Below are 12,606 nucleotides of genomic sequence, written 5' to 3'. Positions count from 1 at the left end.
ACGAAGATAACGTTTAATAGGAGCTAAAATCATGGAACCGAAATTATCAAAAGACACGATTATTGCAGCCGCATTTTCTTTGTTAGAAAAAAGTCCCACTTTAGAACAACTTTCTATGCGTAAAGTCGCCAAACAGCTTGGTGTACAGGCGCCCGCAATTTATTGGTATTTTAAAAATAAGCAAGCCTTACTTCAAAGTATGGCTGAAGCGATTGAAGAGCACTTTCAAGAACCTGAATTATGTGGTGAATGGTATTCTGACTTACTGGCCTTCATGGAAAACTATTATGATCTCTATCAACAATTTCCCTGTGCCGTAGCTATCGAAATCCAAACCGTCCCTGCCTATCCCCAACGATTATGCCATTTAAATCAAATGATGGGCATTTTAAGAAAAGCAGGTTTTTCACCAGAAATGACTCATTTAGCAGTAACGTCTTTACAACATCTTTTATTTGGGATGATTATGGACGCAACGGAGGAAAAACAGCTCGTTTCGCAAGTGTTGAACGGAGATGACTATTTAAAAGAACAAGTGCTGCACATGAAACAATATGTCTCCGACAATGGGTTAACATATATGGAAGAAAGCATTCAATTTCGGCGCTCCATTCACCAAAAATCCGCCTTTATTCAAGCCGTTAAAACCTACTTAGATGGGTTGCAAGCAGACAACACCTCTTCATCTAAATAAAAAAAGCCCTTGGTCCGTCAATCGAAGTAACGGACCAAGGGTTAACTTTTAAAATAAATAGCGAAAACTACTTTCTCTATTTTGGTATTGGTAGCCAAGCCAAGGCTTTTTGAATCCATTCATCCCAGAACACCCAGTCATGTTCTCCTGGTCCAGTTTCAAAAGTGTAACTTGCCTGTGCCTGTTCCAACGCTTGAGCCATCTGTTGATTAGCAGAAAGTAACATATCTTGCTCCCCACAACAAAGGTAAAATTGGGGCATTTCTGTTTGGCTTTCTACTAATTGTTGTAATAAATACAGCGGATCGTGAATGGAACCTTCAATTTGATCTAACGGGCCAAAAATACCTTCCCAATAGCTTCGCTTACGGACTTTTAATAATTCCCCAAAACTAGTGGATGATAAACTGACTGCCCCAGACAAAGAAGCAACGGCTGCAAAAGATTCTGGTTTCGCTAATCCTAATTTCAAGGCACCATAACCACCCATTGACAAACCAGCGGCAAAGGTTTTTTCTCGTTTTGTACTTAACTGTGGAAAGAGTTGATGACAAATTTTCGGTAATTCTTCTGAGATAAACGTCCAATAGTTCATATCGTATTGTGTGTCCGTATACCAAGCTAAATCCGTGGACGGCATAATGACAGCAATCCCCAAATCAGCGACATACCGCTCAATAGAGGTTCTGCGAGCCCAGACGCTGTGATTTCCTCCCATCCCATGTAATAAATACAACACGGGAATATCTGTCAATGCTGCTTGGGTACTTGTGCCCACTTTTTTTACCGTTTCTTGTGGTAAAATTACGTTCACATTCACTTCCATTTCCAATACATTTGAATAAATATTTGCTTGTAAAAAGGCCATCTACTTTTCCCTCCAATACTCTTTCTATTAGTGTACCACTAAACCTTCGCTCGTTGCGCTTTTGCGAAAATATTTAACAAAAGAGCGACAACAACTAAGCCCGCACCGACTAAGTAAACATTATGCAGACCTGCATAGAGGATACCGCGTAATGGTTTTAACAATGCAGCTGGAATTAAATTTGCAGTATGTGGATTCACTAATTGATTCATGACATCTGCATCGACGTTTAACGCGCTCGCTTCCAATTTCGCAAACATTCCTGCATTTAAAATCACACCAAAAATTGACACCATCACAGTCTGCCCAATTGTACGCACCAACGTATTAAACGATGTTGCAACCCCCATTTTTTCAGGCTCCACTGTACTTTGTGCTGTCACCGTAGTCGTTGTGATAGTAATCCCAAAACCAACTCCTAAGACAGAAGACACTACAAAGAAAAGCCAAAACGGAACGGCCATTGGCATTACCACTAAAAAGATGGCCCCGACTAATAGAATCGATAACCCAATCGTTAAGACTTTTTTCATAGCATATTTTTCCATAAAGCTACTTGCTATAAATGATCCAGCCATCCAAAGTAACGACATAGGCGCTAAAACTAAGCCACCAATTCCTGCACTTTTTCCTAAGACACCTTGCATCCACATCGGAATGTAGACATCAATCCCCATTAAGAAACCGCTAATAAGCGCTGCAATAAGATTTACTAAAACAAACGTTGGTTGATTAAATAAATGCAAATCAATCACTGGGTCTTGCGCGCGTTTTTCTATCATCACAAATGCTACAAAAAAGAGCACACTCAAACTCAAACAACCAAATGTTACTAATGTAAAACCATTATCGCTAATCATTTGAAAACCTAGCAATAACGTTAGCAGCACTGCCATCAAAGTAACGCTGCCCAAAATATCCATTGGCATCTTGGTCCGTTCCCGCTTTGGTTCAACTAAGAAAATACTAATCAAGCCCAATAAAACAAGTCCAATAGGAACATTAATGAAGAAAATCCAATGCCAACCGACTGTATCTACAATAAAACCACCTGCTAACGGACCAAAAATACTAGCAATTCCCCAGGCGGCACTGTTTAAACCTAAAATTTTCGCTCGCTTGTCCAATGAATACATATCGGCAATAATCGTTAACGCAACTGGTAAAATTGCGCCTGCCCCCACACCTTGAATTGCGCGGGCAATAATTAAGGTCAACATATCTTGAGCAAAGCCACACAACGAGGAGCCCAAAATAAAAATGATAATGCCAATCATGAAGACAGGTTTACGACCAATTTTATCCGCAAGTTTCCCATAAATCGGTGTTAACATCGCATTCGTTAATAAATAAATTGAAAATACCCAGTTCATAATTTCCATGCCATGTAACGAGCCGACAATCGTTGGCATCGCAGTAGACACAATGGTCCCTTCAATGGCTGTCATAAATGTTGCCACAAAAACACTCACCGTGACTAACTTAACATTTGTTTCTTTTGCCATTTGTTCACATCCTTTTCTATTCAATTGTCAATTTTCTAAATTGCTCCATAGCTATTCTATACAAAAAAGAACAAAATGTCTTAAAAAAATGCTTTTTCATAAAAAAATTATTGCAAAAAAAAACAAGAAGTCAGCCAATACTTGGCTGACTTCTTGTTTTTTTTATTTAATTATTCAGCTAAACTAGCTTTTAACGCTTCAACTTTATCTGTTTGTTCCCAAGGTAAATCAATATCTGTTCGACCAAAATGACCATAAGCCGCAGTTTGTTTATAAATTGGGCGACGTAAATCTAGCATTTCAATAATACCTGCTGGACGTAAATCAAAGTTTTTACGAACTGCTTCGATTAATTTACTTTCTGGAAGATCACTCGTACCAAACGTATTAATAGAAATAGACACTGGTTGCGCCACACCAATTGCATAAGCTAATTGGACTTCTACTTTTTTCGCCAAACCAGCAGCAACAATGTTTTTCGCGATATAACGCGCAGCATAACTAGCAGAGCGGTCAACTTTGGTTGCATCTTTTCCAGAAAAAGCACCGCCGCCATGACGAGCATAACCGCCATAAGTATCAACGATAATTTTACGACCAGTTAAGCCGGCATCTCCTTGAGGGCCACCGATTACAAAGCGACCAGTTGGGTTGATAAAGTATTTTGTTTCATCATCTAAAAGTTCATGAGGAATCACCTCATTGATTACTTGTTCTTTAATGTCTTTTTCGATTTGTTCTAAGGTTGTTTCATCATCATGTTGTGTACTGATGACAATCGTATCCACACGTTGTGGTTGACCTTGATCATCATATTCCACTGTTACTTGAGATTTTGCATCAGGACGTAAGTAAGGTAAGACTTTTTCCTTCCGCAATTCTGCTAAACGGCGAACCAAACGATGACTTAACGCGATCGGTAATGGCATTAATTCCGGTGTTTCGTCAACGGCAAAACCAAACATTAAGCCTTGGTCACCAGCGCCAATATCGTCTTTTTCATCTTGATCACGCACTTCTAAGGCTGCGTCAACCCCTTGAGCGATATCAGGTGATTGCTCATCGATTGCTACAAGAACTGCGACAGTCTCTCCATCAAATCCATATTTTGCTCGTGTATAACCAATATCTTTCACAGTTTGACGAACAATTTTTTGGATATCTACATAAGCTGTTGTAGAAATTTCTCCAAATACTAGGACTAAACCAGTTGTTACGGATGTTTCACATGCCACGCGGGCCATCGGATCTTTCTCCAAAATCGCATCTAAAATTGCATCACTGACTTGGTCAGCTACCTTATCTGGATGTCCTTCTGAAACGGATTCTGATGTAAATAAATGTCTTTCTGTCATAATGTTATTCCCCCTAAATAGTTTCGGTTACAAGGCATCTTTAGTAAGTAACGACAATTACTTGCTAAATCCTTTCGGGAACTTGTAACAAAAACAGTATACCAGATATCTAAAAAAAAAGCTTAGGTTTTCAAGAAAATCATTAAATTACCTATATTTGCTTTTCCTATAACAAAAAACTTCCAGCCCCTTTCATCTGAGCTAGAAGTTTCTTGCTACTGTAAAATTTTCTCCGCGATAAAGTGTGTGTATTGCTCGCCACCTGCCACATTTGGATGAACTCGGTCATCATAAAACCAATCATCATGGGCGTTACTATAATTAAACCAGTCAATGACCGTTAAGTTATCGTATTTTTTGTCCATTTGACTAAGTAAACTATTCACTTGATTTTGCCATCTTCTAGTCGGAACGCGAACATTAATCCAATAAACTTTTCGATTACCTAACGCTTTCATAAATTCATCAAATTGTGCCTCTGTAAAAGGACCATTTGTACCTAAACTCACTAAAACAGTATCTTTGAGCATTTTCTTTTTGTCTAGTTCACCAATTAGTGAAATGCTACTATACAATTGACGGCCCACTTCCCCATCGATAATCATTTTAGGGAAAATATCTTGTAACCCGCTAGCACCATCTAGAATAACAGAATCACCAATAGTTGTGATTTCTAAATTCTGCGCTTTTTTTACTTGCTCTGGTGTAAGTTGTGTGGGTAGAACGTCTTGGCTTTCACTCGGTTTTGTACTACTTTCTGTGGACGTGCTACTATTTTTCGTGCCACTTTCTTGGACTTCTTTTTTACGTTCTTCAATTTTTTGCTGATTTTTCGCAATATTTTTTTCTAGTTGCTCTTGTTGCGCACTTTTAGCGTTTGCTGGAGCCACAATTAAACCGAATACTGCAATCACGCTAATCACTGTCATAAAGGCCATTGTCCCTTTTTCACGAAGGTCCCACGGTTTCCGTAAGAACTCAGTGAATTGAGTCCAGACATCCTTATAAGACAATCGTGTCAGTGGATGTTCGATAAAACGATAAGACAATTCGCTCACGACTAAAATTAATGCTATTTCAACCAATGAATGTAGAAAAACATGGTCCGATAAGGTCTTAATTTTGGCCTCATAAAAAATCATGATGGGGAATTGATACAAGTAAATGCCATAACTCCGTTTACCTATCCACGTAAAGACTGGATTCGTTAACCAACGATTCATATCTGCCCCTGGATGTGCAGTGACGGCCACTAAAACGGTGGCTGCCAAACTAATTAAAAACATGCCGCCGTAATAAACAAAATTTGTATGATCTGATAATGTTAAAAAGGCTAATACTAAAAGAACTAAGGCACTTAAACCAGCACCATTTAAGATTTTTTTAGAGGCTTCTGGAATTTCTTCTTTCAAACGTGTGCTTGGCCAAACATACGCCAATGCACTACCTAGTAAAATAGAAAAAACACGTGTGTCTGTTCCATAATAGACACGTGTAGGATCTGCGCCAGGAACATATAAAACGGCCATCAGCGTCACCGAAATTAAGGCGCCGATTAAAACTAAACTGAAAATTCGACCGCGCTTACGAACAAAGCGTTCCAGAAGAATAAAAAGTAATGGCCAAATTAAATAATTTTGCGCTTCAACTGCCAATGACCAAATATGTACAAATGGCGATTGTGTCGCAAATCCATCAAAATAAGAAAACCCTTTAAAAATTTGCCACCAGTTGTTGTAATAAAAAACACTACTAGCGACAACGCTGCGAATATTGTTTAATAAATCCTGCTGAAAGAGTGTAATATAACTAACTGCACTTAAAAGCATCACAATTAATGCTGGATACAGCCGTTTCATCCTTCGCACATAAAATCCTTTTAAATCAATGGTCTGATTTTCTGCCCATTCTTGCCGCAACAAGTCGTTAATAAGATAACCTGAAACAACAAAGAAAATCGGAACACCTAAGTAGCCACCTCGCATGACTTGGGGAAAAAGGTGATACAAAATCACGCCAATTACAGCGATCGTCCGAATGCCATCAAAACCTGTAATATAGCGTTTTTTCTTGCTATTTGCTGTCTGATTCATTTGTGCTTTCCAACTTTTCTATAAAATTATTCTTTTCCTTTATTTAAAGAAGCAAGTAACTTTAATATACGTTTTTTCCTAGGAAATGGCAAGCAAACTTTGCCTCCTTTAGGCTTTTTTTACAATTCAAAAAACCAACATTTTTTAAATCACAAAAAAACAACCAAAGCTTATGAAAATCACTCATAAGCTTTGGTTGTTTACTCATATCGTTTTCGTTTAGATGAAGATGGAATCCCTAGGGCTTCACGATATTTTGCCACCGTTCGCCGGGATATTTCCATGCCTGAATCTTTTAATCGCTCGACTAATTTTTGATCAGATAACGGTTTACTTTTTACTTCTTGATCAATTAATTTTTGTAGTTGCTTTTTAACCATCGTTGTTGAGACATCCTCGCCATCTTCTTCTGATGAAAGAATACTTGTTGAGAAGAATGAGCGCAATTCAAAGACGCCAAACGTGGTTTCTAGATATTTTCCATTAACCGCACGACTAACTGTCGATTCATGAATAGACAAAGCATCCGCAATTTCTTTTAAAGTCATTGGTTTTAATGGCCGATCTGCTTCTAAAAAGAAGGCTTCTTGACGGCGCACAATTTCTTGCCCTACACGTAAAATTGTATCCCCCCGCTGATTCACTGCGCGCTCTAACCATTCAAATTCGTTTTTCTTATCCTTAATATATTCTTGGACTTCTTTGTCGTCAGTCTCTTGCATTCGTTTGAAATAATTTTCTTGAAAATTTAATGTCGGTCGACCAGCTTTGTTGGAAATCACCACTATTCGATCTTCCTTGATTCGGACAGTTAAATCTGGTCGAATATACAATTCCTCGGTCGCATCAAAAATATTCCCTGGCGCTGGCGATAACGTTTGTATATAATCAAAAATCAATTGAATTTCTGCTAATTCAATCCCGAATTTTTTAGCTAACGGGCCCCATTTACGACTCACTAAGGCATCAAACTCTTCCTCCAATAAAATATACGCTAAATTAGGCGCGGTATCGTCTCGTTCTGTTTGTAGCATCAAACATTCTTGTAAATTGCGTGCCCCCACACCTGCTGGATCTAGCTGTTGTAACAAAGTTAATGCATCTAGCATTTGAATGGCGCTTGCTTCGGTTTTCTCTGCCGCTTCTTCTAATGAAATCGTTAAATAACCATTCACGTCTATATATTCTACTAAAAACAATACCAATGTTCGCAAGTATGTATCGCGGTAATTCAAATGAATTTGATCAATTAAAGACTCAAATAATGATAAATGATAGTCTGGAATTTGATTCATATAATTATTTTCTTCGTCTTGATTGGTGTAAGAACGACTAGTTATCGGAAAATCTGTGGTGTACTGCGTGTCTACTTGTAAATCAATCAATGGATTCTCTAGTGCTTTCGCTTCAACAAAGGCAGCCAGTTCTTCCGTATTAAATTGTAAAATTTGAATGGATTGTTGAAGCTGTTGAGTCATGGCCAACTTCTGGACTTGTTTTTGTTGTTGGGACATTCGTTGCTCAAATTTCATTATTTTCGTCCTCCCTCTTGTAATTTTTGTCAATATCAGCTAAACTAGTATTCGTGCCGCGCCCTTAGTGTAGTGGATATCACGTAAGATTCCGGTTCTTGAGACGGGGGTTCGATTCCCTCAGGGCGCGTTATTTAAATATGTTGATTTATCAACGTTTCTGGACACTCTTTATTCATCTAAAGAGTGTTTTTTCTTGTTTAGGAATGATTTTTCTATCCGTAGTTTTTTTAAATGTTGCTTGTGGCAAGCTCAATCGCACTTAACGCGACAACATTTGTTCTGCTTCAGCTACAAATCCAATAAGGTTAAAATTCCTCCGTTCCTATTGTAACGCATAACGTTTCCTTTTTCTATCTGCTAAACAAAGTATTACGACAAGCAAACACCTGCTTCTCTCTTAAAGATCCCTTTCTGATTATATAGTAAATTGCTTTTAATTTGTTAATTATTTTACCTAAAACTTGATACCCTAATTAAATAAAGAACCTGGGGCAAAAATCACTTTGGATTTTTGTCCCAGGCTTAAAACCTGATAATTGGCGGGAACAGAACCGTTCAGCTCCGACCTCTAAAATACTTAATTAGAAATATACTACCAGCAATCACACCAATTATGATTACTAGCCAAAATAATCCACTTACAAGTAACAGCTCAGTTAAGGTCGTCTTCAGATTCTCCTCCTTTAAATGGCCTCTGCTTTGTTTTGCTATGTAATTAATGGCGAGATCAGACAACAACTATCAAAAAAACGGACCAACACGTGGTCCGTTTTCATTCATTATTAAGCTTTTACGATGTTCGTTGCTTGTAAGCCGCGTGGACCTTCTTCAGTATCAAAAGTTACTGCTTGGCCTTCGTCTAAAGTTTTAAATCCATCTGATTGAATAGCTGAAAAATGTGCAAATACATCATTGCCATCTTCACCTGTAATAAATCCAAAACCTTTGTCTGCGTTAAACCATTTTACTGTACCGTTGTTCATATATATTTCCTCCTAGTGCATAAAAATATGCAAGTTATTGCAAAAAATGTTGAGTGGCAAAAGGAGAAGTATAGTTTTTAAATATATAACTCAAATTACTTATCAAAATTGATTACTTAATTACTATAACATATTTATTAAGAATAAACAATGCCCACGACTTTTCCTTGGGCTTTCTAAACTAATCAAAGATGCGCTTGACAAAGTCCTAGCAAAAAACATTCCTATTCTTTCTATTTCCAGTTAGTTTTGTTTAACTTTAAATAATCGCTACGCGCCAAATAATCAAATAGCGGAGCTAATCCTGGTGAAAAATTTACTTCCTCAAACCGCTTAATAAATTGTACGCCTTTAATTTTATTTGGTTCGTTCAGCGTAACTTTTCCTTGGGCTTGTTTGGCAAAATAAAAATGTCCTTGCCAAACGATTGAATCAAAAACGAGTGGTCCAGTAAAAATTTCTTCAAGTTCAGTAATTTCCACTGCTAATTCTTCTTTCATTTCACGAATCGCACATTCCAGCGCTGATTCACCAAGTTCTTGTTTTCCGCCAGGGAAATTCCATGTGTCTGGCCGATCTTTTAAGATAAGAATTTCATCATATTGATTTTTAAGAAGTACTCGCGAAAATTCTTTTTTCATTTCGTTTAACCCTCTTCTTCATTTTTTATTGAGAAGCCACACTTGGTAGCATAAAAATATAATGCAAAATACGATCCGCATACGACGGATTTTTTTCAAAGTCATTGACTTCTTCATTGACTAACTCCAAATCATCGGTAATCACTCCAGCAACGTCCATAAAGAGCATTTTACTTAATACCTCTGAGTCATTAACTGTCCAAGCATAAACTGCTTTTTTCTGTTGGTCAGCTTTTAAAATGAAGGTATCGTTCAACGTGGTAGCTTCCATTGTATACAAATCAGCTTGTGTTTCTGGAAAAGTGAAATTATAGGGCAAAATAAAACTAACTTTTACTTTTGATTTGGCTTTTTTAAACGCTTTGATCACATTGTAGTCGAGAGATTGAACCTGATGGTTATTCTTTATCAAAGGACGTTCATATTTTTCAATAAAGTTAGAAAGCGCACCTTGACTATCTTGTTTAGACGTTTTAATTTCTACTAGTAATTTTTGTTTGGCTTGGTTTGCTTTCGCTAAATAGTCATCAAAGCTGGCAATTGGTGCTTCTTGGCCATTTTCTTTAACGGTCATTTTTGTTAATTCAGCCAACGTAAACTCTTGCGGCGTGCCATCAACGCCGGCGAGTTCTTGAAGGTTGGCATCATGCATCACAATAAATTGATGGTCTTTGGTTTCTTGAACATCAATTTCAATATAATCTGGTTTAAATTTAATGGTTCTTTCCATAGCAGGAATAGTATTTTGTACGCCATTACTATTGGTGACCCCTCGATGCGAAATAATCAAAGGTTTTGATTCTAATAGCCCTGTTAAATAAACAGCATTGAAAATTATATAGCCGCCAAAAATGGTGAATAGTCCTAGGCCCATTCCGATAGTCACTAATTTATTACGTTTCGTTTCTTTGTCAAAGGCAACTTTTTTCGTCGTTTCTGCTTGAACATTTAATTGTGTATATAAGAAATTAATCAGTAATACTGAAAGCCAAGCATTAGAGACAAACTGTAAAAATTGGACAACCGTTAAATTTAAAATCCCACCTAGCAAGCTAATGGTATCGCTCAAGGTATCTAACTTCAACTGTAGAAGATAAAGTAACACATAAATAACATACGTTGAAACAAATACCGCGATCGTCACAAATGCAATATTACAAATAATGAACCATAATCGTTTGTTTGTCATTGACCAACTAGCCTTAACTGCCTCGCCCGCTTTTTTTCTCTCCAGAATCATTAATGGAAGCGTGTAAATGAAACGAATAGCTAAATACCAGACTAATAACCCAAAGGCCAGTAACCCAACCAAGTAAGGAATTCGTTGGGACAAAAATTCAACAATAAAATCTGGAATCACAAATTTCGTCAATAGATTACTTTGGAAAATCAGGTTACCAAAAGGGACAATGACAACAAAATAACCGAAAAAGAATAACCACGAACGGGCACCTTGCTTTTTAAGAACTTTAAAAGATGCCTTGGTAACTCCTTTAAAATGAAAACGATGGTCTTGCCGTATTTGAAAAATCCCTAATAATAAAAAGGTAAACTGATAAAAAACTGCACCTAAAAAAAGTAACAACAAGAGAATTAATAAAACCAGAGCAAGCGGCTTTTCTAACAGTAAATTCAGGTTATTAAACGAAAGATAAGGAATACCTTGAGTTTTTAGTGCGTTGGAAGTAGCCCAACTAAAAGCCCCACCCACCAATAATAATAAGACATTTAAAGTAAAAAATAACCATAAGTACTGCAAGATGTCTTTAAAAAATTGCCTTGTTCCATTTTTAAATGTTTGCCAAGCAGACATACAAACTCCTCCATTCTAAAAGTATCTGATTAAAGTTCTTCCATACGAATCCTAAATAAAACAACGGCAATCCAAATTGAAATAAATGATGGCAAAATAACAATAATGATTGCGACTGGCTCATCAATAGTTCCTTGTAACGTATTTTTTACTTCTGAAGAAACAATAAACTGATCAAAAATCACTTGATAAATAGTAACATAAATCAATACCCATTGAATATAATATTCAATTATTTTCATTAAAGCGATGGGTAAAACAATTTTTTTCGTCGTTAAATTCAATAAAAAATATAACAAAAGACTCGTACTGATGATAACGACTATCCCTAAAAGAAATAACGACTCTAACCGCTGCCCTATTACGTTTGCAACGCCTATTGTTAATAATAAATACATAGCTACCGAAATTAAGATGCTCACACTTAGCATAACAGAAAACAAAAGTAATGCCTTAAGAAAAAGCCACTTATCAACTCTTTTATTTCCAATCAATAAACCTAAAAGAATCACCGACAAAAGTAAAATCAATTCAATCATTCGTTCCTCCTCCCAAAACAAATGAAAACAAATTCATATGTTCGTGTTTATTTTATCAAACTAAAATGTATTTGCAAAACATTTCACATGTTATTTAATAAACGACTATTACTAGAAAAAAGACAAGCCAAGTTTCCTTTATTTAGGAAACTTGGCTTGTCTTTTTATTCTTTTTACTTCGTTATTTTTTGATAGTTTGCGAATAATTGATTCGCATCTCCTTCTCCATCAATTTTCTTGAGATGGCCGTTATCTATTTTAAACATAGATGGCACATGTAAAACTTTATTTTCTAGGATAAATGTTGACCATTCCTTCATGGTCTCTTTGTTGGTTAATTCTACATAGTAAACCTGTTTAGGTGCTTGCAATAGTTTCTCGAAATCCTGACAATCTGAACAGTTTTTCTTTTTTAAAACAACATAAAATGTTTCGCCAGAGTGTTTTTTTCTTGATACTCATTGAAACTTAATTCCTTTTTATGCGGAATAAATGTAAAACCTACCAACAAACTAAGTAACAAAATTAACAGACTGAACGAAATTTTTTTATTCATGTTTTTTCTTCCTTTTTAGTTTGT

At 36.6% G+C, this 12,606-nt stretch carries 10 protein-coding genes, 1 tRNA gene, 1 pseudogene and 1 riboswitch; of the genes and pseudogenes, 2 read left to right on the top strand and 10 right to left on the bottom strand.

The window, feature by feature from the left end:
• Positions 1-31 precede the first annotated feature (31 nt).
• Positions 32-694 (top strand): TetR/AcrR family transcriptional regulator, encoded by a 663-nt coding sequence (locus tag IGJ20_RS02850; RefSeq protein ID WP_014862122.1) that lies wholly within the window; start codon positions 32-34, stop codon positions 692-694.
• Positions 695-770: 76 nt separating this feature from the next.
• Here the strand turns inward: IGJ20_RS02850 and IGJ20_RS02845 are convergent, their stop codons facing one another.
• From IGJ20_RS02845 to rpoN, 5 genes are all read right to left on the bottom strand, one after another.
• Entirely contained in the window at positions 771-1,562 is a 792-nt protein-coding gene (locus IGJ20_RS02845) for an alpha/beta hydrolase (protein ID WP_002355660.1), read from the bottom strand.
• Between the two features lie 38 nt (positions 1,563-1,600).
• A complete protein-coding gene (locus tag IGJ20_RS02840; protein WP_002364774.1) occupies positions 1,601-3,067 on the bottom strand; it encodes an MDR family MFS transporter in 1,467 nt (488 codons plus the stop codon).
• A 170-nt stretch (positions 3,068-3,237) separates the two neighbouring features.
• A complete protein-coding gene (gene metK, locus IGJ20_RS02835; RefSeq protein WP_002355656.1) occupies positions 3,238-4,422 on the bottom strand; it encodes a methionine adenosyltransferase in 1,185 nt (394 codons plus the stop codon).
• A riboswitch (SMK box riboswitch) is annotated at positions 4,420-4,515 on the bottom strand. Its footprint overlaps the gene before it by 3 nt.
• Before the next feature lie 122 nt (positions 4,516-4,637).
• Positions 4,638-6,515, bottom strand: a complete 1,878-nt coding sequence (locus IGJ20_RS02830; protein WP_002373449.1) for an acyltransferase family protein — start codon at positions 6,513-6,515, stop codon at positions 4,638-4,640.
• A gap of 200 nt (positions 6,516-6,715) precedes the next feature.
• Complete coding sequence (gene rpoN / locus IGJ20_RS02825; RefSeq protein ID WP_002361288.1) at positions 6,716-8,047, bottom strand: RNA polymerase factor sigma-54; 1,332 nt, start codon at positions 8,045-8,047, stop codon at positions 6,716-6,718.
• A gap of 58 nt (positions 8,048-8,105) precedes the next feature.
• Here rpoN and IGJ20_RS02820 point away from each other — a divergent pair.
• Positions 8,106-8,177: transfer RNA gene (locus tag IGJ20_RS02820), tRNA-Arg, on the top strand.
• Positions 8,178-8,832: 655 nt separating this feature from the next.
• Here IGJ20_RS02820 and IGJ20_RS02815 read toward each other — a convergent pair.
• The 5 genes and pseudogenes from IGJ20_RS02815 to IGJ20_RS02795 form a co-directional block, all read right to left on the bottom strand.
• Positions 8,833-9,033 (bottom strand): cold-shock protein, encoded by a 201-nt coding sequence (locus tag IGJ20_RS02815; protein WP_002355647.1) that lies wholly within the window; start codon positions 9,031-9,033, stop codon positions 8,833-8,835.
• Positions 9,034-9,266: 233 nt separating this feature from the next.
• Positions 9,267-9,674, bottom strand: coding sequence for an NUDIX hydrolase (locus IGJ20_RS02810; RefSeq protein ID WP_002358748.1), 408 nt, complete (start codon positions 9,672-9,674; stop codon positions 9,267-9,269).
• Positions 9,675-9,699: 25 nt separating this feature from the next.
• On the bottom strand, positions 9,700-11,487 hold the full coding sequence (locus tag IGJ20_RS02805; RefSeq protein ID WP_202522344.1) for a glycerophosphoryl diester phosphodiesterase membrane domain-containing protein: 1,788 nt from the start codon (positions 11,485-11,487) through the stop codon (positions 9,700-9,702).
• A 29-nt stretch (positions 11,488-11,516) separates the two neighbouring features.
• Entirely contained in the window at positions 11,517-12,026 is a 510-nt protein-coding gene (locus IGJ20_RS02800) for an SA1002 family membrane protein (protein WP_002358746.1), read from the bottom strand.
• Between the two features lie 173 nt (positions 12,027-12,199).
• A pseudogene (locus IGJ20_RS02795) lies at positions 12,200-12,582 on the bottom strand (bacteriocin).
• Positions 12,583-12,606 lie beyond the last annotated feature (24 nt).

This window comes from Enterococcus sp. DIV0294, from assembly GCF_050558155.1.
GTDB classification, from domain to species: domain Bacteria; phylum Bacillota; class Bacilli; order Lactobacillales; family Enterococcaceae; genus Enterococcus; species Enterococcus faecalis.
Note: the sequence above shows the minus strand (reverse complement) of the source record. Positions and strands in the feature narration are given on the sequence as shown.

Excerpts from the sequence above, each read along its gene's own strand:
- IGJ20_RS02850 (WP_014862122.1), top strand. The coding sequence starts at position 32 with ATGGAACCGAAATTATCAAAAGACACGATTATTGCAGCCGCATTTTCT.
- IGJ20_RS02845 (WP_002355660.1), bottom strand. The coding sequence starts at position 1,562 with ATGGCCTTTTTACAAGCAAATATTTATTCAAATGTATTGGAAATGGAA.
- IGJ20_RS02840 (WP_002364774.1), bottom strand. The coding sequence starts at position 3,067 with ATGGCAAAAGAAACAAATGTTAAGTTAGTCACGGTGAGTGTTTTTGTG.
- metK (WP_002355656.1), bottom strand. The coding sequence starts at position 4,422 with ATGACAGAAAGACATTTATTTACATCAGAATCCGTTTCAGAAGGACAT.
- IGJ20_RS02830 (WP_002373449.1), bottom strand. The coding sequence starts at position 6,515 with ATGAATCAGACAGCAAATAGCAAGAAAAAACGCTATATTACAGGTTTT.
- rpoN (WP_002361288.1), bottom strand. The coding sequence starts at position 8,047 with ATGAAATTTGAGCAACGAATGTCCCAACAACAAAAACAAGTCCAGAAG.
- IGJ20_RS02815 (WP_002355647.1), bottom strand. The coding sequence starts at position 9,033 with ATGAACAACGGTACAGTAAAATGGTTTAACGCAGACAAAGGTTTTGGA.
- IGJ20_RS02810 (WP_002358748.1), bottom strand. The coding sequence starts at position 9,674 with ATGAAAAAAGAATTTTCGCGAGTACTTCTTAAAAATCAATATGATGAA.
- IGJ20_RS02805 (WP_202522344.1), bottom strand. The coding sequence starts at position 11,487 with ATGTCTGCTTGGCAAACATTTAAAAATGGAACAAGGCAATTTTTTAAA.
- IGJ20_RS02800 (WP_002358746.1), bottom strand. The coding sequence starts at position 12,026 with ATGATTGAATTGATTTTACTTTTGTCGGTGATTCTTTTAGGTTTATTG.